Source organism: Pseudonocardia sp. P-1, assembly GCF_058111925.1.
This window is the reverse complement of record NZ_CM176614.1, coordinates 471,080-496,125: the sequence shown is the minus strand read 5'-3', so window position 1 is coordinate 496,125 and position 25,046 is coordinate 471,080. Positions and strand designations below refer to the sequence as shown.

Below are 25,046 nucleotides of genomic sequence, written 5' to 3'. Positions count from 1 at the left end.
TCATGCGCCGACCCATGCCTTCCGGAACTCGTAGCCGGACAGCGACAGCCCGGTGCGGCTGGGCGTGAGCCCGCCGACGTAGCTCTGGTGGGCGTCCACCCGGTTCGGGAAGCCCCAGATGAGGTAGCCGCCGCGGTCGTACTCGATGCGCTGGGCCTGGCGGACCAGCTCGCCGCGCCGGGCCGTGTCCACCTCGGCGCGGGCCCGGCGGACGACCCGGATGTACTCGGCGTCGTTCCAGTGCGTCTCGTTGAACGGCGAGTCCGGGAGCGACGACGACCCGGCCTGCGGCAGGTAGTTGCGGGTGTTCCAGAAGCTCTGCGCGAACTCCCACTGCAGGTACTGGTCGGAGAAGAAGGTGGAGGTGTCCACCCGGCGCAGCCCGATGTCGATGCCGGCGGCGCGGGCCTGGGTGACCAGCACCTGCGCCGACTCCACCGAGCCCGCCTGGATCGGTGAGGTCACGAGCTCCAGGGACAGGTTCGGCTTCCCGGCGGCGGCCAGCAGGTCGCGCGCCCGCTCCAGGTCCTGCTCCCGGCGCGGGTCCAGGTAGTCGGGGTCGAAGCGGCCGTAGAGGTCGCCCGCGGCGACGCCCTGGCCGGAGAGCACCTGGGCGACCATCTCGCCGCGGCCGGTGGCCAGGCGCAGCGCCTGCCGGACCCGGACGTCGTCGAACGGTTCGACGTCGACCCGCATCGTGAACGGCAGCCAGCTGCCGGTCTCGGCGGTGAGCAGGGAGATCGAGTCGTAGGCGCCGACGACCTCGGTGAGCGACAGCGGGACCTGGTCGATGGCGTCGACCTGGCCCGACAGCAGCGCGTTGATCCGGGCGTCCTCCTCGCTGAAGTTGATCAGCTCGAGGCGGTCGACCCAGGGCTGGTCGGGACGCCAGTAGCCGTCGTGCCGCACGAACACGCTCTGCTGGCCGGGGGAGAAGGACTGGTACCGGAACGCCCCGGTGCCGACCGGACGGTCGAGTGAGAAGTCGGCGGGGACGATCCCGACGCTGTACTCGGCCAGGTACTGGTCGAACACCGGCCCGGGCTCGGAGAGCAGGAACCGGACCCGGTCGTCACCGGCGACGACGACGTCGTCCAGGGTCTCCAGCTGGGCGGCACCGGACTTGGGATCGGCCGGGTCCGTGATCCGCCGGAAGGTCGCGACGACGTCGTCGGGGGTCACCGGACGCCCGTCGTGGAAGGTGATGCCGGGCCGGATGACCGCGGTCCAGCTGCGGGCGCCGGGGTCGGGGCGGACGGACGCGGCGACGGCGGGCTGGAGCGTGTAGTCGTCGTCCCACCGCAGCAGCGGCTCGTAGAGGCTGACGACGCGGGCGATGTCCGGGTTGGTGGCGGGGCTGTGCGGGTCGAGGGTGTCCGACGACCCGCCGCCGGTCACCCCCACCCGCAGGACGCCGCCACGACGGGGGGCTCCCGCCTCGCGGGCCGCCGCCGGCCCGCCGCAGCCGGCCAGCAGGGCGGCCGCGGCGAGCCCGGCCGCCCCGCCCAGCAGGCGGCGGCGGGAGAGCCCGTCGCGCGCCGGTGTCGGGCTGATCATGAACGTGTCTCCTCGCAGAGGGCCCCGGTCGCGCCGGGGCCGCGGTCTCGGGCACATCACGTCGAGGGGCGGTGCACCTCCCCCCGGCCGACGGCCGCGATGGACCGGCCCGCCTGCTCCGGCTCGCCGGGCGTGACGAGCGCGTCGAGGGCGGCGGCGACGCCGGCGGGGAACGCCTCGGCCCCGTCGGGGCCGACGTGCAGGCACATCAGCTCCTCGGTCGCCCGCAGCCGCCCCTCCACGTGCAGCTCGTGCCACAGGCGCAGCCGCTTGGCGTCGCGGCCGAGGACCCGGGTGCGGACCTCGAGCGCGGCGCCGGGACCGACCTCGCGCAGGTACCGGACGTGCGCCTCGACCGTGTACAGCGAACGGCCGGTGGCCGCGCGGTAGCCGGGGTCCATCCCGGCCCGGTCCATCAGCGCGGTCGTCGCGTCGCCGAACACCAGCACGTAGTACGGCTCGGACAGGTGCCCGTTGTAGTCGATCCACTCGGGACGGACGGTGGCGGAGTACCGCAGCGGCTCATCCACCGGTGGTCCCGGCGGCGCGGGCCGCGGCGACCGCACGCCGGACGGCGATGACGGCCCGGTCGCGCTCGGCGACCAGCTCCGCCATCGGCCGCCCACCGGCGGAGACCTCGGCGCCGGCGACCATGTCGTCGCGCAGCTCCCGGGTCAGCTCCGGGGCCTCCAGACGCGTCCACGGTGCCTTCAGCGACGGTCCGAAGTGGTCCAGCATGTGCGCCATCCCGCCCTGGCCACCGGCCAGGTGGAAGGTCAGGCAGGGACCGTGCACCGGCCAGCGCAGCCCCGGGCCGTCGGTGATCGAGCGGTCGATCTCCTCCGGGGTGGCCTCGCCCGCGGCGACCATGTGCAGCGCCTCGCGCCAGATCGCCTCCTGCAGCCGGTTCGCGATGAAGCCGGGCAGCTCCCGCTCCATCTCGATCACCGACTTCCCGATGTGCCGGTAGAAGTCCGCGGCCCGTGACGTCGCCCAGCCCTCGGTCCTCTCGCCGCCGACGACCTCGACCAGCGGGATCAGGTACGGCGGGTTGAACGGGTGCCCGACGACGAGCCGGCCCGGCTCGGCCGCGGCGGTGGCCATGTCGGTCATCGGGAACCCCGAGGTCGACGACGCCACCACCACGTCCGGCCCGGCCGCCACGGCGGCGTCGGCCAGCTCGGCGAGCAGGGCGCGCTTGAGCTCCAGGTCCTCCGGGGCGCTCTCCTGCACGAAGTCCGCTCCCGCGACGGCCTCGGCCGCGGTCGGGTGCACCGTCAGCGCGTCCCGGTCGGCGCCCTCGGCCAGGCCCAGCTCGGTGAGCGCCGGCCAGGCGGCGTCGACCACCCGGCGCAGCTTCTCCCCGGCGTCCGGGGCGGGGTCCCAGGCCCGGACCCGCAGCCCGCGGGCCAGGAAGTACGCCGCCCAGCCGGCGCCGATCACCCCGGCGCCGATGCAGGCGACGGTCCGGATCTCCGTGACGGGACGCGGCTCAGGCACCGGTGCGCTCCTTCAGGCCGAGGATCTCGCGGGCGCGGTCCGGCGTCGCCACCGAGGCGCCGAGGTTCTGCACGATCTCCACCGCCCGCTCGGTCAGCTGCTCGTTGGTCGCCTTCACCCCGCGCGAGAGGTAGAGGTTGTCCTCCAGCCCGACGCGGGCGTGCCCGCCGGCCAGCACCGACTGGGCCACCCACGGCAGCTGGTCGCGCCCGATCGCGAACGACGCGAAGTTCGCGCCCTCGGGGAGCAGGTTCACCTCCGCGGCCAGCACGCCCGGGTCGGCCGGGGCGCCGTAGGGGATGCCCATGCACAGCTGGAACAGCGACGGGGCGTCGATGAGGCCTTCGTCGACCAGCACGGTGGCGAACCACAGCTGGCCGGTGTCGAAGATCTCCAGCTCGGGCTTCACGCCGAGCTCCTGGACCCGCTTGGCGCCGGTGCGCAGCATGTCCGGGGTGGAGACGTAGAGCTGGTTGCCCTCGCCGAAGTTGAGCGAGCCGCAGTCCAGCGTGCAGATGTCGGGCAGCAGCTCCTCGACGTGCGGGAGCCGCTCCAGGGCGTTGACCAGGTCGGTGCCGTCGATCGGCTTCAGCGGGTCCTCGGCGTCGATCACCAGGTCACCGCCCATGCCCGCGGTCAGGTTGAGCACGACGTCGACGCCCGAGTCCCGGATCAGGGTCACGGTCTCGCGGTAGAGCTCCACCGCCCGCGACGGGCTGCCGGTCTCCGGGTCGCGCACGTGGATGTGCACCACGGCGGCGCCGGCCCGGGCCGCGGCGATCGCGTCCGCGGCGATCCGGGCCGGGGTGACGGGCACGTGCGGGCTGCGCCGCACCGTGTCCCCGGCCCCGGTCACCGCGCAGGTGATGATGACGTCACGGTTCATCCGTTCTCCGTTCGCTCCGTGCGTGCCGGTGCCGCGAGCACGGCCCGGTCGATGAAGGCGGCGAGGTCCGCGCGCATCTGCGCGACGGAGGTGCCGGGGGTACGCGCCATGACCTGGATGCCCAGGCCGTCGACCAGCGCGGTGAGCCGACGGGCGGCGTCACCGGCGTCGGGGACGAACACCCCGGCGGCGGCGCCCTCGGCGAGGGTCATGGCGACGGTGCGGAACCAGCGGTCGTAGGCGTCCCAGTACAGCTCGCGCCGGGCCGGGTCGATCGCCGACTCCGCCCACACCTGGATCCAGATCGACCACTCGCGCTCCAGCAGCGCGCCGTCGGGGAGCTGGAGGTCGATCAGCCGCAGCAGCCGGTCGTGCGGATCGGCGATCATGTCGAGCTCGGCGACCTGGCGGTCGAAGGCGAGGCGCACGTTGTGCCGCAGCGCGGAGTCGAGCAGCTCCGAGCGGGTGGGGAAGTGGTAGTGGATCGCCGCCGGGCTGGTGCCCGCCGCCCGCGCGACGTCGGCGGTGCGGACCCGGTGGTAACCGTGGTCGGCGATCAGCTCCCAGGCCGCGTCGAGGATGCGGCCGCGGGTGCCGTGCGTGCCGCCGGGCTCGCGGCCGGGGTCGGGCTCGGCGGCCGCGGCGGCGGCGCCGGTGGGGACCGCGGTCCGGGCGCGCGCTCCGTCGCGGCCGTGCAGCAGCCGGGCCACGGTCTCGCCGGTGACGTCGGCGATGCGGACGAGCTCGTCGGCGGCGAAGCGGCGGCGCCCGGCGAGCGACTTCGACAGCTTGGTCTCCTCCAAGCCGACCGCGGCCGCGAACCGGCGCTGGGTCCAGCCGTCGCGCTCGAGCAGGGCGCGCACCCGCCCTGCCACCGCGTCGTCGGCGGCCCGGGGGGCACGGGGGTCGGTCACCGGGCGACCGTAGGCCGTGACTTGCGATGAACGCAAGCCATCATTCCGAGTCGACGCAGCGCACGAGGCTACAGCGGCGACCGGACTGGTGCTGCATTCAGCTCGCGGCAACCGCTCGCGGAAGCGCTTGCGTCGGACAGCGTGAGCGGTAGGGTCGGCCTCTCACCCGACGGCGCCGTGGGGCGCCGGGGACGTGGCGAGGGGGACCATGCGTTCGCTGGACGAGACCGGGATCTGGACCGACGGGATCGAGGGCGTGGAGGTCCCCGGCTACGACCGGGCCGCCGTGGGCCGCGGGATCGTCCACATCGGCGTCGGCGGTTTCCACCGCGCGCACCTCGCGATGTACGTCGACGCGCTGCTCGCCTCCGGCGGGGCGCCGGAGTGGGGGATCTGCGGGGTGGGGGTGCTCGGCGCCGACGACCGGATGCGCGACGTGCTCGCGGCCCAGGACGGGCTGTACACGCTCGTGCTGAAGGAGGCGGACGGGACGCTGACGCCCAGGGTCGTCGGGTCGCTCGTCGACTACCTCTACGCCCCCGACGACCCCGAGGCCGTCATCGAGCGGATCGCGCACCCCGACACCCGGATCGTCTCGCTGACGATCACCGAGGGCGGCTACGCGATCGACCAGAAGACCGGCGAGTTCGACCCGGACTTCCCCGGTATCCGCGCCGACCTCGACGCGATGGCCGCCGGCTCCGCCCCGACCGGGGCGTTCGGGTTGGTCGTCGAGGCGCTGGCGCGCCGCCGGGAGCGCGGCACCGGCCCGCTCACGGTCATGAGCTGCGACAACATGCAGGGCAACGGCGACGTCGCCCGCCGGGTGTTCACCGGAGTCGCCCAGCTCCGCGACGCCGGCCTGGGCGCCTGGGTCGCGGAGTCGATCACCTTCCCGAACTCGATGGTCGACCGGATCACCCCGGCCACCGCCGACACCGACCGCGAGGCCCTCGCGGAGCGGTTCGGGCTGCGCGACGGCTGGCCGGTCGTGTGCGAGCCGTTCACCCAGTGGGTGCTCGAGGACCACTTCGCCGCGGGCCGCCCGGAGTTCGAGCGGGTCGGGGTCCAGGTCGTCGGCGACGTCGTCCCGTACGAGTTCATGAAGCTGCGCCTGCTCAACGCCACCCACCAGGCGCTGGGCTACCTCGGCTACCTCGCCGGGCACCGCTACGTGCACGAGGTCGCCCAGGACCCGACGTTCGCGGCGTTCCTGCGCGGCTACATGGACGACGAGGCCACGCCGACGCTGCGGCCGGTGCCCGGTATCGACCTCGACGCCTACAAGGACACCCTGCTGGAACGCTTCGCGAACCCGGGCGTCGCCGACACCCTGATGCGGATCAACTACGGCAGCTCCGACCGGATCTCGATCTTCCTGCTGCCGGTGGTGCGCGAGCAGCTCGCCGCGGGCGGGCCGGTCGAGCGGGCCGCGGCCGTCGTCGCCGGGTGGTGCCGCTACGCCGAGGGTGCCGACGAGCAGGGGCGGGAGATCACCCAGCAGGACCGCCTGGCCGAGGAGATGACCGCGCTCGCGCGTGCCGAGCGGGACACCCCGGGGTCGTTCCTGTCCCACCGCGGGGTGTTCGGCGACCTCGGTTCCGACGAGCGGTTCGCCGGTGCGTTCCGCTCGACGCTGGAGTCGCTGTGGTCCCGCGGCGCCGCGGCGACCGTCGCCGACCTCGCGTGACCGACAGGGGGAACCGATGAGTTCCCCACACGTCTGCGGTCGTAGCCGATGACCCCTCGCCTCGACCCCGGGAGACCACAGTGGGCACGATCGACGTGCACGAGTTCATCAGCCTCGACGGGGTCGTCTCCGACCCGTCCTGGACGGCGGAGTACGGCTTCACCGACGCGATGGGGGAGGCGATCGGCCGGCTGACCGACGCGGCGATCCTGCTCGGCCGGAACACCTACGAGATGTTCCACCCGGCCTGGTCGGCCCGCGGGCACGACGTCGAGTCCGGGGGCGCGTTCTTCAACGGCGCGCCCAAGCACGTCGTCACCTCCACCCTGGCCGACCCGCTGGAGTGGGAGAACTCCCGGGTGTTCGGCCCGTACGACCCGGCGCGGATCCGGCAGCTCAAGGACGCGACCGACGGCGGCATCTACGTCTCCGGCAGCGTCACCCTGGTCCGTGCGCTGCTCGCCGACGGCCTGGTCGACACGCTCAACCTGTTCGTCTACCCGGTGTCGCTCGGGGCCGGGCTGCGACTGTTCGCCGAGGGCGCGCGGGTGCCGTTGCGGCTGCGCGAGTCCGAGGCCTACGAGAACGGCGTGGTCCGGCTGACCTACGGCCCGCCGCTCACCTGAGTCCGGGCGCGCTCAGTCCGGCAGTGCCGCGAAGGCCTCCCGGGCGGCCGCCAGCACGTCGCCGTAGACCCGGCGGGCCGGCGGGCCCGCCGGGTCGGCCAGCCAGCCGGCGACGGCGACCTGCATCACCGCCATCGCAGCGGCCGCGGCGAGCCGGTGGGCCGTCGCGGGGGTGTCGGCGCCGTCGCGCCCGGCGAGCGCCTGCGCGACGGTCTGCTCCACGGTCCGGCCGACGTGGGCGATCCGCGGGTGCAGCTCGGGGTGGGTGCGCAGCAGCTCCATCTGCCCGTGCCAGGTCGGGCTGGTCGTCAGCGCCACGGCGACCTCGGCCAGCACCGCCGTCGCCGCCCCGAGCGGGGACGCCTCGGTCCGGGCGCGGACCTCGGCGGCGAGCTCGTCGAGGGAGGCGGTGTCCCAGTCGAAGAGCACCGCGTCCTTCGACGGGAAGTGGTTGAAGAACGTCCGCGGCGCGACGTCGACGTCGGCGCAGATCTCCTCGACGGTGAACGCGTCCGGGCCCTGGGTGCGCGCGCGTTCCAGCGCCGCGGCGCGCAGCGCCTGGCGGGTCCGCACCTTCTTGCGCTCCCGCAGCCCGTGGCAGCGCGCCTCCTGGTCGGTCAGCATCTCGCCGATCATGCCCGTCCCACCTCTCCCGCCGGTCCCGGCGCGGCTCGCACCCTCGAAACGTGCGGGGAGTGCAGTCGTGCAGTCGCTGCAGTGTGCTTGTACATTCGTGAGCACCGCAAACTATTGCATGAAGCAATCTTAGACGGAGGACGCGTGTCACAGGAGCAGGTGCAGGAGCCGACGCGCTCGCGGACGGCGAAGGACCTGGCGCTGGCCCTGTGGTTCCCCGCCTTCTTCGTGCTGGGCTTCATGCTGTTCTACCTGCTGCCGTTCCACGCCCCGGCCCCGCACGGCATCCCGGTCGGGGTCGTCGGGCAGCAGGCCGCCGCGACCGTGTCCGCCGAGCTGGCGCAGGCGTCGCCGGGCGGGTTCGACGTCACCCCGGTCGCCGCCGCGGCCGACATCCGGGACGCGATCTTCCACCGCGACGTCGTCGCCGGGTACGACCCGGCCGGCCACACGCTCTACATCGCCCGCGCCGACGGCCTGCAGCTCGTCCAGGTCCTGCAGGGGATCTTCGCGCCGCTGTCCACCGGGTCCGGCGGGCCGCTGCGGGTGGTGGACCTCGCACCGACCGCGCCCGGTGACGGCTTCGGCACGTCGCTGTTCTACATCGCGATGGCCTGCAACATCTCCGGCTACATCGCGGTCATGATGATGATGATGCAGGCCACCGCGTTGTCGCGGCGCACCAAGCTGACCGCGCTCGCCGGGTTCGGCCTGTTCGCCACCGTGGTGTGCTGGGCGATCGGCACCGCGATCCAGGCGATCCCGTTCCACCCGGCCGTGCTCGTCGTCGGGTTCCTGCTGTCCCAGGCCGTCGCCTGGACGACGTTCGGGCTGGCCCCGTTCGTGCGCCGCGCGCTGCCCGGCGTCGCGATGGGCCTGTTCGTGCTGATGTCGATCCCGTCCTCGGGCGGGGCGATCCCGAAGGAGATGGTGCCGGGCTTCTTCCAGGTCCTGCACCACGTCATGCCGCTCGGGCAGGCGATCGACGCCGCCCGGGGCATCCTCTACTTCGACGCGACCGCGATCACCGTGCCGGTCCTCGGGCTGCTGGCCTGGTGGGCGTTCGGTGCGCTGCTGGTCGCGCTGGGTGCGTGGCGGGACCGGCGCGCCGCCGGGCGCGAGGCCGCGGCCGGGCCGGAGGAGGCGGCCGGGGACGCCGAGCGCGAGCGGGAGCACCGGATCGCCGAGGCCGTCGCCGACGAGGCCTCGGTCGGTGGCGCGCACCCGGACGCCCTCGCCGACGCCCGGCTGCTCGCCCACCCGGTCCCGACGCTGATCGGCCGGGTGGTCGACGACGCGGGCCGGCCCGTGCCGCGGGCGCGGGTGACCGTCGTCGACCACACCGGCGGGCAGGTCGACGTCGCCGCCGGATCCGAGGACGGCCGGTTCGCCGTCCGCGGCCGCGCCGACGGGTGGGTCACCGTGCTCGTGTCCGCGCCCGGCCACGACCCGGTGTCGGAACGGCTGCGCCTGCACGGTGCGGTGTCGCATCGCAGCGTGGTCCTGCGCCCGGCCGCCGCGCCGGCACCGGGGGAGCCGGTCAGCCGTGCGCCAGCAGCGCTGCCCCGATGATCCCGGCCTCGTTGAGCAGCCCGGCCGGGACGAGCTCGGTGCGGGTCCGCACGTAGGGCGACCACTTCTCGAACTTCTTGCTGACCCCGCCGCCGACCACGATCAGGTCCGGCCACACCAGGTTCTCGACGTGGGTGAAGTAGCGCTGCAGGCGCCCTCCCCACTCCTCCCAGTCCAGGTCCTCGCGCTCACGGGCGGAGTCGGCGGCGCGCGACTCGGCGTCGACCCCGTCGATCTCCAGGTGTCCGAGCTCGGTGTTGGGCACCAGCTTCCCGTGGTTGACCAGCGCCGACCCGATGCCGGTCCCGAGGGTCACGACGAGCACGAGCCCGTGATGACGGTCGGCGGCCGCGCCGAACTCGGCCTCGGCGACGCCGGCGGCGTCGGCGTCGTTGACCAGCAGCGCGTCCCGGCCGGTGACCCGGCGCAGGACCGCGGCGGCGTCGCAGTCGATCCAGGCCCGGTCCACGTTCGCCGCGGTGCGGGTCACGCCGTGCTGGACGACGGCCGGGAACGTGCAGCCGAAGGAGTCCCGCCAGTCGAACTCGTCGAGGATCTGCTTGACGGTCTCGGCGACCGCCTCCGGTGTGGACGGCTGCGGCGTCGGGATCCGCACCCGGTCCGCGGCCAGCCGGCCCTTGTGCAGGTCCACCGGGGCGCCCTTGATGCCGGAGCCGCCGATGTCGATACCGAACCCGAGTGCGTGCGTGCTGCTCACGCCCCCGATCCTTCCAGGGCCGCCGCGACCACGCCGCGCGCCTCGTCCTGGACGCGCGTCAGGTGCTCCGGCCCGCGGAAGCTCTCGGCGTAGACCTTGTACACGTCCTCGGTGCCCGAGGGGCGGGCGGCGAACCACCCGGCGTCGGTGACGACCTTCAGTCCGCCGATCGCGGCGTCGTTGCCCGGGGCGCGGGTGAGCTTCGCGGTGATCGCGTCCCCGGCGAGCTCGGTGGCGGTGACGGCGTCGGCGTCCAGCTTCGACAGCGCCGCCTTGTCCTCCCGGGAGCACGCGACGTCGGTGCGGGCGTAGGCGGGGGCGCCGAACCGCTCGGTGAGCCGGGCGTAGTGCTCGCTGGGGGTCCACCCGGTGACCGCGGTGATCTCCGAGGCCAGCAGGGCGAGCAGCAGGCCGTCCTTGTCGGTGCTCCACGGCGAGCCGTCGCGGCGCAGGAACGACGCGCCCGCGCTCTCCTCGCCGCCGAAGCCGATCTGCCCCGAGCGCAGGCCGGGAACGAACCACTTGAACCCGACGGGCACCTCGACCAGCCTGCGGCCGAGGTCACCGGCGACCCGGTCGATCATCGACGAGCTGACGGCGGTCTTGCCGATCCCGGCGGCCGCGGGCCAGCCGGGGCGGTGGGCGAACAGGTAGCCGATCGCGACGGCGAGGTAGTGGTTCGGGTTCATCAGGCCGCCGTCGGCGGTGACGATGCCGTGCCGGTCGGCGTCGGCGTCGTTGCCGGTGGCGATGGTGAAGGGAGCCGGGTCGGCCTCCATCCGGGCCCGCAGCGACGCCATCGCGTACGGCGAGCTGCAGTCCATCCGGATCTTCCCGTCCCAGTCCAGGGTCATGAACCCGAAGGCCGGGTCGACGTCGGGGTTCACCACGGTCAGGTCCAGGCCCCAGCGCTGCGCGATCACGCCCCAGTAGTCGACCGAGGCACCGCCGAGCGGGTCCGCGCCGATGGTGACGCCGGCGTCGCGGACCGCGGCCATGTCGAGCACCTGGTCGAGCTGGTCGACGTAGGTGCCGAGGTAGTCGTAGCGGTGCGCGGCGGCGGCGTCGAACCGGGCGCGGCGCACCTCCGTGAGCCCGTTCTCGAGCAGCTGGTTGGCCCGGTCGGCGATCCAGGTCGTCGCCTCGGTGCCGGCGGGGCCGCCGTCCGGCGGGTTGTACTTGAAGCCACCGTCGGCGGGCGGGTTGTGCGACGGGGTGACGACCACGCCGTCGGCGAGGTGCCGGACGTCGCGACCGGCGTTGGTCACGAGGATCGCGTGCGAGATCGCCGGGGTCGGGGTCAGCCCGTCCCGGGAGTCGACGACGACGTCGACGCCGTTGGCGGCGAACACCTCGGCCGCGGTGCGCCAGGCCGGCTCGGACAGTGCGTGGCTGTCGCGCCCGAGGAACAGCGGGCCGTCGGTGCCCTGCGCGGCCCGGTACTCGACGATCGCCTGGCTGGTGGCGGCGATGTGGTCGTCGTTGAAGGTCGCGGTGAACGCCGACCCGCGGTGCCCGGACGTGCCGAACGCGACCCGTTGCACGTCGACCGACGGGTCGGGGTGGGTCGCGGCGTACGCGGCCAGCAGCGCGTCGACGTCGACGAGGTCCTCGGGGCGGGCCGGGGTCCCGGCGCGCTCGTGCACGGTCATGCCGCGATCCTTCCTCCTCGCCGCGGCCCACGCCACCGCCTACCGTTCCGCGGTGTGCGGATCGCGTCGTTGCTCCCGGCCGGGACCGAGATCGCCGGGCGGCTCGGCCTGGCCGCCGACCTGGTCGGCGTCACCTTCGAGTGCGACGACCCGGTGGGCGTCCGGGACCGGGTGCCGGTGGTCGTCGACTCCGCGCTGCCGCCCGCCGCGTCTCCGGGGGAGATCGACGCCGTCGTCCGCGAGCGGGCCGCCGCGGGGCTGCCGCTGTACGAGGTCCACCGCGCCCGGCTCGGCGCCGCCGACCCGGAGCTGATCCTCACCCAGGACCTGTGCGCGGTGTGCGCGCTGCCCGGCTCGACCGTCGCCCAGGTGCAGGAGGAGCTGGGGACCCGGGCCCGGGTGCTGTCGCTGGACCCGCACCGGCTGGCCGACGTGCTCGACACGGTCACCGCGGTCGGCGCCGCGGCCGGGGTGCCGGACCGGGCCGCCGCGCTGGTCGCCGGCCTGGTGGCGCGCCTCGACGCCGTCGCCGTCGCCGTGCGGGGCCGCCCGGCGCCGCGGGTGCTGGTGCTGGAGTGGACCGACCCGCCGTTCCTGCCCGGGCACTGGGTGCCCGACCTGGTCACCGCGGCCGGTGGGGTCCCGGTGGCGGCCGCCCCGGGCGGGCGCAGCACCGCCGTCGACCCGGCCGACCTGCCCCCGTGCGACGCCGTGCTGGTCGCGCCGTGCGGCTTCGGCCTCGACGACGCGCTCGCCCAGGCCCGCGCGGCGCTGCCGTGGCTGCCCGCCGGTGTCCCGGTGCACGCGATCGACTCGGCGTCGTTCGTGGTGCGGGCCGGTCCGCGCCTGGTCGACGGGGTCGAGGCGATCGCCGGCCTGCTGCACCCCGGTGCGGTCCCGGCGCCGCCGCCGGGGAGGATCGCGCGGGTCCGCTGAGCGGGTCTCAGGCCGCGCCGCCCGGGCCGAGCCGCCGGCCGACCAGCCGCGCGATCCAGGGCGCGACCAGCAGCATCAGGATCACCCGCAGCACCTGCACCGCGACCACCGAGGTGACGTCCACGCCGGAGGAGATCGCCGTCGCCAGCACCGCGTAGACCCCGCCCGGGGTGGTCGCGAGGTAGCCCTCCAGCGGGGTCATGCCGGTGGAGTACGACAGCAGCAGCCCCAGTCCGGCGCAGAGCGCGACGACGCCCAGGATCAAAGCGGTCGCCAGCGGCAGCACCCGCGCGACGGTGCCGAGCGCGGTCCGGGTGAAGCGCAGCCCGGCCTGCCAGCCGATGACGGCGTAGGCGACGTCGACGAGCGGCAGCGGCACCGACGCGGCGAAGGAGAACCCGGCCAGGCTGACGACCAGCGCCACCACCATCGGCCCGAGCAGGGCTCCGGCGGGGACCCGCGCGAGCTTCCCGAGCGGGACGCCGACGCCCACGCACAGCGCGGTCACCGCGAGCCCGACCCACCACGGCGCGCCGGGGCCGGTGACCGCGGCGGCGGGTGCGCCGGGGGAGGCGCCGTAGACGACCGCGGCGACCACCGGCATCGTCGCGGTGACCAGCCCGACCCGCAGGTACTGGATGACGGCGACGGTGCGCTCGTCGCCGCCCAGCTCGCGGCTGATCGCGACCAGCCCGGACGCGCCGCCCGCGGTCTGCGCGAGCATCCCGGTGAGCGGGGTGACCCCGCGCTGCAGACCCATGAGCAGGCCGGACCCCATGCTGACCAGCAGCGTCGCGAGGCTGATCAGCAGGACCGGCAGCCACTCGGCCGCCACCGCGGCCAGGGTGTCCGGGCGGGCGAGCAGGCCGATGACGACCCCGATGACCGCCTGCGCACCCGACGTCGCCGGGCGGGCGACCCGGGCGGGGCCGAGCCCGGTCAGGGCGAGGACGGTCGCGACCAGCAGCCCGGCGAACAGGGCGGGGGAGGGCACGTCGACCGCGGCGAGCCCGGCCGTCACGAGCACGGTCAGCGCGGCGAGCAGCGGCCAGCGCCACCATCCGGACAGCGACGGGCGGGGGCTCACCGTGTGATCACGACCCGAGCCTAAATGGGACAGGCGTACTGGTGCGCGGTGAGTCGGGACACGATCGTTGTCGAGAGCGAACGATCACGGCTTCCGCCGGAGCGGCCGCCGGGGTAGGACGGACGGGCACGAGGAGGTGCGCCGATGCGAGACACCCCGAGAGACGACACCGCCGCGACCACCGGGCTCGGCCCGGTGATCGCCGCACTGACCGCGCCCGGTGCGGAGTTCGAGCTGGTCGACGCCGACGTACGTGGCGCCGCGATGCGGGTCTACCGGCGTGGCCCGCACACCCTGGCCGAGCTGTGGGCGGCGACGGCGGCGTGGCCGGAGCGCACGTTCACCGTCCACCACGGCGAGCGTCGCACCTACGGCGAGCACCGGAGCCTGGTCGCCGACCTGGCCGGCGTGCTCACCGGGCGGTTCGGGCTGCGCCCCGGCGACCGGGTCGCGATCGCGATGCGGAACCTGCCGGAGTGGCCGGTCGTCTTCTTCGCCGCGCAGGTCGCGGGGCTGGTCGTCGTACCGCTGAACGCCTGGTGGAGCGCACCCGAGCTGGCGTGGGCGGTGGCCGACTCCGGTGCCGGGCTGGTCGTGGCCGACCCCGAACGGTGCGCCGCCCTGTGCGGTGGGAGCGGCACCGGGGTGCCGGTCGTCCGGGTCCGCGGGGGCGGCGCGCCCGCGCCCGGTCCGGTGACCGGGTGGGAGGACCTCGGGCTGCGCACCGACGGCCCCGGTGACCCGGTCGGGGTCACCGCGCCCGGCCCGGACGACGACGCGACGATCCTCTACACCTCCGGCACCACCGGCCGACCGAAGGGCGCGGTCGGCACCCACCGCAACCACGTGACGAACCTGCTCAACGTCGCGCTGCAGGCCCGCGCCACCGCGCTCGACTCGGGGGTGGAACCGCCGCCGGGGCAGCAGGGGACGCTGCTGATGTACCCGATGTTCCACATCGCCGGCATCAACGGACTCGTCGGCGCCGTGCTCGGCGGGGCGAAGCTCGCCACCCTGCACCGCTGGGACCCGGCCGCGGCGCGGGCCGTCGTCCGGTCCGAGCGGCTGACCCGCTCCAACGGTGTCCCGTCGACGACGGCGGAGCTGCTCGACGGCGCCGACCCCGCCGACCTCGCGTCGTTGCGGACGGTCGGGATGGGCGGGGCACCCGTGCCGCCCGAGCTCGTCGCGCGGATCGGGCGCGACCTCGGCGCCGGGGCCGCGAACGGCTACGGCCTGACCGAGACGACCTCGGCGATCTGCGCGAACACCGGGTCGGAGTACCGGGCCCGTCCCGACTCGGTCGGCCGGCCCGCGCCGGGGGCCCGGCTGCGGGTCGCCGGCCCGGGCGGTGAGGCGCTGCGCGACGGCGAGGTCGGCGAGCTGTGGTTCCGCGGCCCGAACGTGGTCCGCGGCTACTGGAACCGGCCCGACGCCGACGCCGAGGCGTTCGTCGACGGCTGGTTCCGCACCGGCGACCTGGGGCACGTGACCGACGGCTGGGTGTACGTCGTGGACCGGTTGAAGGATGTCGTGCTGCGCGGTGGGGAGAACGTGTACTCCGCGCAGGTGGAGGCGGCGATCCACACCGTCGACGGGGTGCTGGAGGTGGCGGTGCTCGGCGTGCCGCACCCGCGCCTGGGCGAGGAGGTCGCCGCACTGGTCCGGGCCCGCCCCGGAGCGGCCCGCGACGACGACGCCGTCCGCGCCGCCGTCGCCGCGCGGGTGGGGGAGTTCGCCGCGCCCGCGCACGTGCGGTGGACCGACGAGCCGCTGCCCAGGACGGCGACCGGGAAGGTCCGCAAGCGGGAGCTGCGCTCGGGGTTCACCGCTCCGGCGTGAGCGTCCTGCGGGCCGCGGACACGGCCTCCAGCCAGGGACGCGGGTCCGGGGCGCCGGCCGGCGGGACCAGGACGACGGTGTCCGGCCCGGCCGCGGCGTGGCTCCGGACGACCGCCTCCACCTCGGCCCGGTGCTCCGGCAGCGCGACGTAGCCGACGCGCCGGAACCCGTCCGCGGCGCCGCCCGGGCCGCACGCGTCGAGCGAGGACCGGACGTCGGCGGGGGACAGGCCCGAGTCGAGCAGGACCCCGTCGGCGAGGTCCCCGGCCAGCCGCAGGGTGCGCGGCCCGCGCCCGCCGACCAGCACCGGTGGGACGGTCGTCGGCGGGTGGTCGAGCCGGACCCGGTCCAGGGAGACGTAGCGCCCGGAGCGGGTGACCTCGCGACCGGCGAGCAGGTCCCGTACCGCGGTCGTGTGCTCGGCGAGCAGGGTCAGCGGCGAGGCGACCCGGTTGCCGACCTGGCCCATCCAGTCGAGCACGCCGTGCCCGAGGACCGGCAGGTAGCGGCCCGGGAACAGCCGGGCGAGCGAGGCGGTCTCCATGGCGACGACCGCCGGGTTCCGCAGCGGCACCGGGAACAGCCCGACCCCGACGGTGAGGGCGCCGGTGTGGGCCAGCGCGACGGCCGCGGTGGCGGTCCCGCCGTGCAGGAAGCAGTCCTCCCACAGCCACAGCTGGTCCAGCCCCGCGGCCTCGACGTCACGGGCCACGCCCGGCAGCTCCTCGGGGGGCAGCTCGGGCCGGAAGACGATGCCGATGTCCATGCCGGTCACCGTGCCACGCGGAGCCGCCGGTGTCGTACGGCTACCGGGCCGGGTCGATGCGGAACACCGGGCAGATGCCGGTCAGGGCACCCAGCGCCTCGGGCGTCGGCTCGGCGACGACCCCGTTCTCCACCATGATCCCGACGCCCTCCGGGGTGACCTGCGGCCACGCCTCCAGCACCGGGCGCGCCTGCTCCGGCGGCACCTCCACCAGCACGACGGACTCCGGGTCGGCGTCGGGTCCCGTGCTCAGCGTGGCCCGCCCGCCCGCGGCCCGGACGTTGACGATCCAGTCCGCGCCCGGGAACCCGCCGACGACGAACCGCTGCCCGCCGGTCGCGTACACCGTCAGCGGCGTGTGCCGGGGTGTGCCGCTGCGCCGGCCGGGGACGGTCAGGACGGGCAGCTCGAACGGCAGCTCGCCACGGTCGCGCCGTGCGAGCAGGTCGTCGTTCAGGTGCTTGATCTGCTGCGGGGCACGGATGTGACGGCGGGGATCGTCGGGCACGGGAGCTCCTCGTTGTCGGACCGGGCGGGCCAGGATGCCACGGCGGGTGGGCCGAGCCGGTGCGACGTGGGCTCAGTCCGACCGCAGCCCGTGCAGCGCCTCCTCGGCCCGGGCCAGGTCCTCCTCGGCCTGCTCGGCCCGCCTCGCGGCGTCCCGGGCGGCGCGGCCGGCCTCGTCGCGGGCACGGTCGGCGTCCTCGGCGGCGGAGCGGGCGCGGTCCAGCTCGGCGGTCAGCTCGTCCACCCGGCGGTGCGCGTCGTCGCGGCGCCCGTCGGCCCGGTCGGCGCGGTCGCGGGCGTCGTCGCGTTCCCGGCCGGCGTCGTGGGCGGCCAGCCGGGCGGTCTCGACGGCCTTCTCCGCGTCGGCGAGTGCCTGCGCGTGCCGTTCGGCCTCGCGTCGCTCCCGCTCCTGCGCGGCGCGGTGCTCGGCCTCCCGCCGGCGGGCGTCGCGCCGTCGCCCGGCGAGCTCCCCGTCGCCGTCCCGGCGCTCGCCGCCCCGCTCCGGATGCGGGGACCGGGCGCCACGCGGAGCGTCCGCGTCCGCCGTGGAGCCCTCCGCCGCGGACCCCGCCTCCCCGAGCGGCCCGAAGCCGCTGTGCCGCTCGTAGCGCTCCAGCCGCCCCGACCGGACCCGGTCGGCCAGGTCCGGGTCGGCCAGCGCCGACTCCAGCACCCACCGCACGTCGCGCTCCACACCGGAGCCCACCCGGGCCCCCGCGGCGCGACCGAGGGCCGCGGCCCGGCGGGCCAGCGCCCCGACCAGCCGGTTGCGCTGCGCGGACACCTCCCGCAGGGCCGCGCCGTCGAGGGAGCGCTGGGCGTGGGCCAGCACCGGGGCCAGGGCCAGGAGCCCCTCGACCTCGTCGCGAGCGTCGTCGACCAGCAGGTTCGCCAGCCACGCGGCCCGGGTGGGCCGCCGGGCGGCGGCGATCTCCCGGGCCGCGTCGGTGTCCGCGTCGGCGCGGGCACGGGCGGCGGCGTCGTCGCGTGCGGCGACGAAGTCCTCCGGCGGGACCCGGTACAGCCGGTCCAGCTCCGCGTCCGTGTCCACGCCGGCCGGCCACTCAGCTCAGGTTCGCGTGCGTCCCGACCAGGACGGCGCGGCCGACGGTGTGGCTGAACAGGGTGAACGCCAGGAACGTGGGCGTCGCGGTGGCGGGCACGTCCAGCGTGGGCACGTCGACCGCGTGCACCACGAAGTAGTACCGGTGCGGACCGTGCCCGGGCGGCGGGGCGGCGCCCAGGTACCGGGCCAGGCTCGCGTCGTTGGGCAGCTGGACCGCGCCCTCGGGGAGGCCGGACCCGCTGTCGTCACCGGCGCCGGACGGCAGCGAGGTCACCGAGGCCGGCACGTCGAACACCGCCCAGTGCCAGAACCCGGCGACGGTCGGGGCGTCCGGGTCGTAGCAGGTGACGGCGTAGGACTGCGTCCCCTCCGGCGCGCCGGACCAGGACAGCTGCGGCGAGACGTCCTCGCCGCCCGCGCCGAAGATGCCGGACAGCTGGGGGGTGGCGAGCGCAGCGCCGTCGTTCACGTCGGTGCTGGTCAGGGTGAACGACGGGACCGGGGGCAGCTCGTCGTAGGGGTTGCGGGGCACGGGGCGGACCTCCTCGGATCGGTGGCGGTGGGTCTCGCCGTGATCCTGGCACGGCGCGTCGGCTGCCGTCGGGCGGCGGGGAGGGCAGGGTGTCGGTCCGTGGAGATGCTGCTCGTGCTCGTCGGGCTGATGGTGGCCGCGGTCGTCCTGGTGGGGGTGGGGGACCGGCTCCGGCTGCCCTGGACCGCGCTGATGGTGGTCCTCGGCGTGGTCGTCGCGCTGCTGCCCGGACTGCCCGACGCGTTCGTCATCGACCCCGAGCTGATCCTGCCGCTGTTCCTGCCGCCGCTGCTGTTCGCCACGGCGCAGCGCACGTCGTGGGCGCTGTTCCGGGCGCGCAGGCGGACGATCGCGCTGCTCGCCGTCGGCCTGGTGCTGGTCACCGCCACCGCGGTCGCCGGGACGGTCTGGCTGCTCGTGCCGGGGCTCGCACTCACCGCCGCCGTCGCGCTCGGGGCGATGGTCGCCCCACCGGACCCGGTCGCCGTCGAGGCCGTCGCCGGGCAGGTCCCGATCCCGCGCCGCGTGGTGGCGGTGCTGCAGAGCGAGGGCCTGTTCAACGACGCCACCGCGCTGGTCGTGTTCCAGGCCGCGGTGCTGGCGACCGTCTCCGGCGACGAGCTGAGCCCGCTCGGGCTGGGCCTGCGGTTCGTGCTCGGCGCCGCCGGCGCGGTCCTCATCGGACTGGGTGTGGCCTGGCTGGCGCGCCGGGTGCTCGGCAGGCTCACCGACGCCACCGGGCGCAGCGCGCTCACCCTGGTCCTGCCGTTCGCCACCTACCTGGCCGCCGACGAGCTCGGCGCGTCCGGGGTGATCGCCGTCGTCGTCCTCGCGCTGCAGCTGCGCGCCGGGGCCGACGCCGACGAGGCCGCCGAGCGGCTCACCCAGTCCTCGCTGTGGAACGTCGTCGAGCTGCTGGTCACGGGGCTCGCGTTCGGCCTGATCGGACTCGACCTGCGCCAGGTCGTGCTCGCCGCGGGCGACGAGCTGCCGACGATGCTCGCGCACGCGGCGGTCGTGTGCGTGGTCGTCGTCGCGGTGCGGGTGCTGTGGATGGTCGTCGCCTGGCGGCTGCTGTCCCGCAGCGCCGACGACGCCGCCGCGGCCGGCGCCGCGCCGCTCACCGGACGCGAGGCGGTGCTGCTGTCCTGGTGCGGCATGCGCGGTCTCGCCACGCTCGCCCTCGCGCTGTCGCTGCCGTTGCAGACCGCGTCCGGGGCGCCGTTCCCCGCCCGCGACCAGCTCGTCCTCATCGCCGTGTCGGTGCTGTTCGTGACGCTGCTCGTGCCCGGCTTCACCCTCGGCATGCTGGTCCGCGCCCTCGACATCGACGACGAGGCGGATGCCGAGGAGCGCGCCGAACGCGAGATCGTGCTGCGGGCGCGCCGCGCCGCCGTCGCGACCCTGGAGTTCGAACGCACGGTGCGGGGCCTGCCCGAGGAGGTCGGCACCGCGATGCGGGAGCGGGTCGAGCGGCTGGAGCGGGTGCTGTCGGGGGAGACGCCCTCGGAGGAGGAGCGGTCCCGGATCGCCGCGGTGAAGAAGGCCCGCACCGCCTTCGCCGAGGCCCAGGCCTCGGCGCTGTCCGCCGCCCGGACCGAGGTACTGGCCGCGCGGCGTGAGCCCGGTGTCGACCCGCACGCCGTCGACCGGGTGCTGCGCCGCCTCGACCTGCGCACGGTGCTGCTCGACTGAGGACCCGAGGTGTCCGCGTCGACGGGCACGCTCGTGCCATGACGTGCCCGTTCACCGCCCGCACCCGCCTCCTGTCCGAACCGGACGCCGCCGTGACCGGAGGGCCGGTCGTGCGCACGGCACTACCCGACGGACCCGCGGTGTGGGTGGTCACCGAGGAGGCACTCGCGCGCCGGGTGCTCACCGACCCCCGGTTCGCGAAGGACACCGCGCTCGCCCCGCCCGAGGTCACCGACCTCGAACCGTCGGTCGCAGAGCGGCTGTCACTCACCACCGCCGACGGTCCCGGACACGCCCGGCTGCGTCGCGCGCACGCACCGCTGCTGTCCGCCCGCGCGCTCGCCCGGTACGCCGGGCGCGCCCACTCCCTCGCCTCCGCCCTCCTCGAGGGTCTCGGCCCCGGTGAGGTCGACCTGACCGAGGACTTCACCACCCGCTACCCGCTGGCCGTCGTGCTCGAGGTCGTGGGCGCCCCTCCCGGGCTCCTCGACGACGCCGTCGCCGCCTGCCGCGCGATGTGGAGCCCCGACCCGGCGGTGGCGGGCGCGGCGTTCGGCCGGCTGCAGGCGATCGGGACGGCCGCGGTCACCGACGGGACCGGCGACGGCGTCGCGGCCGGGCTGCGCACCGCCCTGCCCGACCTCACCGACGCCCAGGTCGGCTACCTCGTCTTCGGGCTGGTGTTCGCCGGGCAGCTCACCACCGATGCCGCGCTCGGGTACGTCGTCGCCCACGCACTGGACTCCGGGCTCGCCGGCCGCACCGCCGAGGAGCTCGACGCGCTGGTCGCCGAGGTGCTGCGGGTCCATCCGCCCGCCCCGTTCTCGCTGTGGCGCTTCGCCCGGACCGCCGTCGACCTCGCGGGCGAGGCGCTGCCCGCCGGGGCGCCGGTGCTGGTCGACATCCGGGGGATCGACGCCGCCCCGGTGGTCGGGCACCCGCTGACCTTCGGGCACGGCCCGCACTTCTGCGCCGGTGCGCACCTGGCCCGCCTCGAGCTCCGCGCCGTGCTGGAGGTGCTGCGGGACAGGTTCCCCGACGCCCGTCCCGCCGGTCCGGTGACCGGGCTCGTCGAGGTGCACCCGGGCGGACCGGTCGGGGCGCGGCTCGCCGCGTTGCCGGTACGGCTGCATCCCGCGCGGTGATCCTTCCCCCATCCCATCTCCAGCCATCACATGATGAACTGTGCAGATGTTCGAGCGACGGGGGGTGCGGTCCGCGACCGTGACCGCGGCACTCGCCGTACTGCTGGCGGTCGCGCTCGTGGGCTCGCTCGCGTTCGGCGCCGAGGACCTCCCCGTCGCGAAGGTCGTCGACGCGGTGCTGCACGACCGGCCCGGCCCCGTCTCGACGATCGTCCGGGACCTGCGGATGCCGCGCTCGCTGCTCGCCGCGATCGTCGGCGCGGGCCTCGCGCTCGCCGGGGCCGGGGTGCAGACCCTCGTGCGCAACCCGCTCGCCGACCCCTACCTGCTCGGGGTGTCCTCCGGCGCGAGCGTCGGCGCCACGGCCGTCATCACCACCGGGGTGCTGGGTGCGCTCGGCACCTGGGCGCTGTTCACCGGTGCACTCCTCGGGGCCCTCGCCGCCGGGGCACTGGTCGGGGCGATCGCCGTCGCCCAGGGCGGGCTCACCCCGATCCGGCTGATCCTCACCGGCACCGTGCTCGGCTCGGCGTTCTCGGCGACGGCGAGCTACCTGGTGTTCCGCTCCGGCGACCCGGCCGCCGCCCAGTCCGTGCTGTTCTGGCTGCTGGGGAGCCTGTCCGGGGCGCAGTGGGACCGGGTCGCGGTGCCCGCGGTGACCGTGGCGCTCCTGCTGGTGCTGCTCGTGACGTTCAGCGGCTGGCTCGACGCGCTCACCGCCGGGCCCGACACCGCCGCCGCGCTCGGCGTGCCGGTGACCGCCGCCCGGACCGCGCTGTTCACCGTGTGCGCGGTCGCGGTCGGCGTGCTCGTCGCGGTGTCCGGGGCGATCGGTTTCGTCGGCCTGGTCGTGCCGCACCTGGCCCGGCTGCTCGTCGGGTCCCGGCACCGGGTGCTGCTGCCGGTGACCGCGCTGGGCGGCGCACTGTTCCTCCTCGTCGTCGACGTCGTCGCCCGGGTCGCGGTGCGGCCCACCGAGATGCCGCTGAGTGTGGTCACCGGGCTGATCGGTGCCCCGGTGTTCCTGGTGCTGATGGGGCGACGCCGCTACCGGACCGCCGGGAGCATGGCGTGAGCCTGCGGGTCGAGGGCCTCACCTGCGTGCTCGGCGGCCGCACCGTCCTGACCGGGGTCGACCTCGCCGTCGAGCCGGGCGAGGTGCTCGGCGTCGTCGGGCCCAACGGCAGCGGGAAGTCCACCCTGCTGCGTGCCCTCGCCGGGATCCGCAGGCCCACCGTGGGGCGGGTGCTGCTCGACGGCACCCCGCTGACCGCGTTGCGGGCCCGGCAGCGGGCCCGGCGGATCGCGTTCGTCGGCCAGGAGGAGGACCTGCCGCCGGACCTGTGCGCCGGGGAGGTCGTCGCGCTCGGCCTGGTGCCGCACCGGCCGCCGTGGGCGGGCGGCGACGCGGTCGAGCGGGCCGCGGTCACCGCGGCGCTGGCCGCGGTCCACCTCGACGGCCTCGCCGACCGGCCGGTCGACCGGCTCTCCGGTGGTGAACGCCGCCGGGTGCTGCTCGCCCGCGGCCTCGCCCAGGACGCCGGTGTCCTGGTGCTCGACGAGCCCACGAACCACCTCGACGTCCGGCACGCACTGGGCCTGCTGGAGCTGGTGCGGTCGCTGCACCGGACCGTGGTGGTGAGCCTGCACGACCTCGACCTGGCCGACCGCTGGTGCGACCGCCTCGTCGTCCTGCACGACGGCCGGGCCCTCCCGGCCGTGTCCGACCTCGACCCCGGCACCGTCTCACGGGTCTTCGGGGTCGCCGCCGCCCGTGTCACGCATCCGGTGACCGGGCGGTCCCGCCTCGTGTTCGACTCGCTCAGGGAGAGCTCGTGACCCGTCCGCTACGCCTGTCCGCCGTCCTCGTCGCGGGGGTGGTCGCCCTCGCCGCCTGCTCGGCGCCCGCCCCGGCGCCCGCCGCACCCGGTGACCCGGCCGGCACGGTCACCGTGCAGAACTGCGGTGCCCCCGCGCAGTTCCCGGCGCCGGCGCAGCGCATCTTCGTCAACGACGGCAACATGATCTCTATGGTCCTGGCGCTCGGCGCCCAGGACCGCGTCACGGCGGTGTCGAGCATGCAGCGCGACGCCGAGACGCTGCGCCGCCACTACGGCGCCGCCGTCGACGGCCTGGCGCAGGCCGCGCCGGAGTACCCGACCCTGGAGACCGTGCTGGCCCGCGACCCCGACGTGATGGTCGCCGGCTGGAACTACGGCTACAGCGAGGAGAAGAACCTCACCCCGGCCCGGCTGCGCGAGCAGGGCATCGCCCCGTACGTGCTGACCGAGTCCTGCCGCCAGGCCGACGGGCAGAGCGCCCGCGGCATCGTCGACCCCTGGACGGCGCTGCGCGACGACCTGCACAACCTCGGCACCATCACCGGGCACACCGCCGACGCCGACCGTGTCGTCGCCGACCTCGACACCCGGCTCGACGCGCTGGGGAAGGCGCCGCAGGCCGCGACACCGCCGACGGTGTTCCTGTTCGACAGCGGCACCGACACGCCCTTCTCCAGCGGCCGGTTCGGCGCCCCGCAGGCGATCATGGAGGCGGCCGGGGCGCGCAACGCGCTCTCCGACGTCGACGACACCTGGACCAGGGTCTCGTGGGAGCGGGTCGCGACGGCGCAGCCCGCCGCGTTCCTGTTCGTCGACTACCCGCCGCAGACCTTCGCCGAGAAGGTCGCGGTCCTCAAGAGCCGTCCCGACACCCGCGACCTGCCCGCGGTGAGGGAGAACCGGTTCCTGAACCTGCCCTACGCCCTGTGGACCTCGGGCCCGCTCAACGTCGACGCCGCCGAGCAGGTCCGGGCGGCGCTGGAGCGCTGGAACCTGGTGCCCGCCTCCGGCCTGACCCCGGAGTCCGACGACGTGCCCCGCAGCTGAGCGCGGAGGTCCCGGGGGCACGCCGTACGGCGCCCCCGGGACCGGACCGGCCGGTCAGGTGATCGTGATGCCGCCGTCGACGGCCCAGGTCTGGCCGGTGACGTAGCCACCGGCGTCGGAGGCGAGGAACAGCACGGCCGCCGTCAGCTCCTCCGGGTCGCCCTTGCGGCCCATCGGGATCCGCTCGGTCATCCGCTCCAGGTAGCCGTCCTGGTACTGGTCGGTCATCTCGGAGGCGAAGAACCCGGGCGCGACCGCGTTGACCCGGATGCCCCGGCGGCCGGTCCACTGCTGGGCCAGGTCCCGGGTCAGGCCGACGATCGCCGCCTTGGACGCGGAGTAGGCCGCCTGCGGCAGCGACGCGGTGGTGAGCCCGAGGATCGAGGAGATGTTGACGATGCTCGACCCGGGCGCCATGTGGGCGGCGCAGGCCTGCGCCATCCAGTAGGAGCCGTTGAGGTTCACGTCGACGACGCCGGTGAACTGCTCCGGGGTCTCCTTCAGGGCGGGCACCGCGGTGCCGACGCCGGCGTTGTTGACCAGCACGTCGAGCCGGCCGAACTCGTCGACGGCGGCCTGCGCCAGGGCCCGGCAGTCCTCCGGCTCCGCCACGTCGGTGGCGACGGCCACCGCCCGCCGCCCGGCCGCCTCGACCAGCGCCACGGTGTCGGCCAGCTTCTCGGCCCGCCGCGCCCCCAGCACGAGGTCCGCGCCGGCCTCGGCGAGGCCCTTGGCGAAGGCCACGCCCAGGCCGGAGGAGGCGCCGGTGACGACGGCGACCCTGCCGTCCAGTCGGAATCGCTCGATCACGCTCACCCGGCGACCCTAACC

General features: G+C 75.5%; 24 protein-coding genes. 10 read left to right on the top strand and 14 right to left on the bottom strand.

Going from position 1 to position 25,046, the window contains the following annotated elements:
• From AC0GKK_RS02330 to AC0GKK_RS02310, 5 genes are read right to left on the bottom strand one after another with little or no spacing between them, the layout of a single operon-like run.
• Positions 1-1,557: an ABC transporter substrate-binding protein gene (locus AC0GKK_RS02330; RefSeq protein WP_062394840.1), complete on the bottom strand. Its 1,557-nt coding sequence runs from the start codon at positions 1,555-1,557 to the stop codon at positions 1-3.
• A 56-nt stretch (positions 1,558-1,613) separates the two neighbouring features.
• A complete protein-coding gene (locus tag AC0GKK_RS02325) occupies positions 1,614-2,087 on the bottom strand; it encodes a thioesterase family protein (RefSeq protein ID WP_489883039.1) in 474 nt (157 codons plus the stop codon).
• Positions 2,080-3,057, bottom strand: coding sequence for a 3-hydroxyacyl-CoA dehydrogenase NAD-binding domain-containing protein (locus AC0GKK_RS02320; RefSeq protein WP_489883038.1), 978 nt, complete (start codon positions 3,055-3,057; stop codon positions 2,080-2,082). Before AC0GKK_RS02320 ends, AC0GKK_RS02325 begins: the two co-directional genes overlap by 8 nt.
• Positions 3,050-3,943: a beta-keto acid cleavage family enzyme gene (locus tag AC0GKK_RS02315; RefSeq protein WP_489883037.1), complete on the bottom strand. Its 894-nt coding sequence runs from the start codon at positions 3,941-3,943 to the stop codon at positions 3,050-3,052. Before AC0GKK_RS02315 ends, AC0GKK_RS02320 begins: the two co-directional genes overlap by 8 nt.
• On the bottom strand, positions 3,940-4,857 hold the full coding sequence (locus AC0GKK_RS02310) for a TetR/AcrR family transcriptional regulator (protein WP_489883036.1): 918 nt from the start codon (positions 4,855-4,857) through the stop codon (positions 3,940-3,942). The genes AC0GKK_RS02315 and AC0GKK_RS02310 overlap by 4 nt, the downstream gene beginning before the upstream one ends.
• 208 nt (positions 4,858-5,065) lie before the next feature.
• Between AC0GKK_RS02310 and AC0GKK_RS02305 the strand changes: the two genes are divergently transcribed.
• Both AC0GKK_RS02305 and AC0GKK_RS02300 read left to right on the top strand, forming a co-directional pair.
• Entirely contained in the window at positions 5,066-6,547 is a 1,482-nt protein-coding gene (locus tag AC0GKK_RS02305; RefSeq protein WP_489883035.1) for a mannitol dehydrogenase family protein, read from the top strand.
• Positions 6,548-6,627: 80 nt separating this feature from the next.
• The gene (locus AC0GKK_RS02300) at positions 6,628-7,173 is read left to right on the top strand and encodes a dihydrofolate reductase family protein (RefSeq protein WP_489883034.1); all 546 of its coding nucleotides are present in this window, start codon (positions 6,628-6,630) and stop codon (positions 7,171-7,173) included.
• Between the two features lie 12 nt (positions 7,174-7,185).
• Here the strand turns inward: AC0GKK_RS02300 and AC0GKK_RS02295 are convergent, their stop codons facing one another.
• Positions 7,186-7,809 (bottom strand): TetR/AcrR family transcriptional regulator, encoded by a 624-nt coding sequence (locus AC0GKK_RS02295; protein WP_489883033.1) that lies wholly within the window; start codon positions 7,807-7,809, stop codon positions 7,186-7,188.
• Positions 7,810-7,953: 144 nt separating this feature from the next.
• Here AC0GKK_RS02295 and AC0GKK_RS02290 point away from each other — a divergent pair, with 144 nt between their 5' ends.
• Entirely contained in the window at positions 7,954-9,381 is a 1,428-nt protein-coding gene (locus AC0GKK_RS02290; protein ID WP_489883032.1) for a carboxypeptidase regulatory-like domain-containing protein, read from the top strand.
• Here AC0GKK_RS02290 and ppgK read toward each other — a convergent pair.
• Positions 9,350-10,099, bottom strand: coding sequence for a polyphosphate--glucose phosphotransferase (ppgK, locus tag AC0GKK_RS02285; RefSeq protein ID WP_489883031.1), 750 nt, complete (start codon positions 10,097-10,099; stop codon positions 9,350-9,352). The genes AC0GKK_RS02290 and ppgK overlap by 32 nt on opposite strands.
• Entirely contained in the window at positions 10,096-11,751 is a 1,656-nt protein-coding gene (pgm, locus tag AC0GKK_RS02280) for a phosphoglucomutase (alpha-D-glucose-1,6-bisphosphate-dependent) (protein WP_489883030.1), read from the bottom strand. Before pgm ends, ppgK begins: the two co-directional genes overlap by 4 nt.
• Before the next feature lie 54 nt (positions 11,752-11,805).
• On the opposite strand from pgm, the gene AC0GKK_RS02275 reads away from it, so the two are divergent.
• Positions 11,806-12,687: a TroA family protein gene (locus tag AC0GKK_RS02275; RefSeq protein WP_489883029.1), complete on the top strand. Its 882-nt coding sequence runs from the start codon at positions 11,806-11,808 to the stop codon at positions 12,685-12,687.
• A gap of 7 nt (positions 12,688-12,694) precedes the next feature.
• Here AC0GKK_RS02275 and AC0GKK_RS02270 read toward each other — a convergent pair whose 3' ends face one another.
• Positions 12,695-13,774 (bottom strand): AbrB family transcriptional regulator, encoded by a 1,080-nt coding sequence (locus tag AC0GKK_RS02270; protein WP_062394860.1) that lies wholly within the window; start codon positions 13,772-13,774, stop codon positions 12,695-12,697.
• Positions 13,775-13,918: 144 nt separating this feature from the next.
• Here AC0GKK_RS02270 and AC0GKK_RS02265 point away from each other — a divergent pair, with 144 nt between their 5' ends.
• Complete coding sequence (locus tag AC0GKK_RS02265; protein WP_489883028.1) at positions 13,919-15,616, top strand: class I adenylate-forming enzyme family protein; 1,698 nt, start codon at positions 13,919-13,921, stop codon at positions 15,614-15,616.
• Here the strand turns inward: AC0GKK_RS02265 and AC0GKK_RS02260 are convergent.
• The 4 genes from AC0GKK_RS02260 to AC0GKK_RS02245 all read right to left on the bottom strand — a co-directional run bounded on the left by AC0GKK_RS02260 (position 15,600) and on the right by AC0GKK_RS02245 (position 18,487).
• On the bottom strand, positions 15,600-16,382 hold the full coding sequence (locus AC0GKK_RS02260; RefSeq protein WP_489883027.1) for an LLM class flavin-dependent oxidoreductase: 783 nt from the start codon (positions 16,380-16,382) through the stop codon (positions 15,600-15,602). The two genes, AC0GKK_RS02265 and AC0GKK_RS02260, sit on opposite strands and share 17 nt — an antisense overlap.
• A 40-nt stretch (positions 16,383-16,422) precedes the next feature.
• A complete protein-coding gene (locus tag AC0GKK_RS02255; protein ID WP_083474069.1) occupies positions 16,423-16,890 on the bottom strand; it encodes a nitroreductase/quinone reductase family protein in 468 nt (155 codons plus the stop codon).
• Positions 16,891-16,962: 72 nt separating this feature from the next.
• A complete protein-coding gene (locus AC0GKK_RS02250; protein WP_489883026.1) occupies positions 16,963-17,940 on the bottom strand; it encodes a hypothetical protein in 978 nt (325 codons plus the stop codon).
• Positions 17,941-17,953: 13 nt separating this feature from the next.
• Complete coding sequence (locus AC0GKK_RS02245) at positions 17,954-18,487, bottom strand: YbhB/YbcL family Raf kinase inhibitor-like protein (protein ID WP_476654770.1); 534 nt, start codon at positions 18,485-18,487, stop codon at positions 17,954-17,956.
• 105 nt (positions 18,488-18,592) lie between these two features.
• Here AC0GKK_RS02245 and AC0GKK_RS02240 point away from each other — a divergent pair, with 105 nt between their 5' ends.
• The 5 genes from AC0GKK_RS02240 to AC0GKK_RS02220 are packed head-to-tail and all read left to right on the top strand — an operon-like array spanning position 18,593 to position 24,215.
• Complete coding sequence (locus AC0GKK_RS02240) at positions 18,593-20,182, top strand: Na+/H+ antiporter (RefSeq protein ID WP_489883970.1); 1,590 nt, start codon at positions 18,593-18,595, stop codon at positions 20,180-20,182.
• 38 nt (positions 20,183-20,220) lie between these two features.
• On the top strand, positions 20,221-21,327 hold the full coding sequence (locus AC0GKK_RS02235) for a cytochrome P450 (protein WP_489883025.1): 1,107 nt from the start codon (positions 20,221-20,223) through the stop codon (positions 21,325-21,327).
• Positions 21,328-21,373: 46 nt separating this feature from the next.
• The gene (locus AC0GKK_RS02230; RefSeq protein ID WP_489883024.1) at positions 21,374-22,402 is read left to right on the top strand and encodes a FecCD family ABC transporter permease; all 1,029 of its coding nucleotides are present in this window, start codon (positions 21,374-21,376) and stop codon (positions 22,400-22,402) included.
• Positions 22,399-23,166: an ABC transporter ATP-binding protein gene (locus AC0GKK_RS02225; RefSeq protein WP_489883023.1), complete on the top strand. Its 768-nt coding sequence runs from the start codon at positions 22,399-22,401 to the stop codon at positions 23,164-23,166. Before AC0GKK_RS02230 ends, AC0GKK_RS02225 begins: the two co-directional genes overlap by 4 nt.
• Positions 23,163-24,215 carry an ABC transporter substrate-binding protein gene (locus AC0GKK_RS02220; protein ID WP_489883022.1) on the top strand — a complete coding sequence of 351 codons (1,053 nt, stop codon included), beginning with the start codon at positions 23,163-23,165 and terminating at the stop codon, positions 24,213-24,215. The genes AC0GKK_RS02225 and AC0GKK_RS02220 overlap by 4 nt, the downstream gene beginning before the upstream one ends.
• A 54-nt stretch (positions 24,216-24,269) precedes the next feature.
• Here AC0GKK_RS02220 and AC0GKK_RS02215 read toward each other — a convergent pair whose 3' ends face one another.
• Positions 24,270-25,031 (bottom strand): SDR family NAD(P)-dependent oxidoreductase, encoded by a 762-nt coding sequence (locus tag AC0GKK_RS02215; protein WP_489883021.1) that lies wholly within the window; start codon positions 25,029-25,031, stop codon positions 24,270-24,272.
• Between the last annotated feature and the right edge of the window lie 15 nt (positions 25,032-25,046).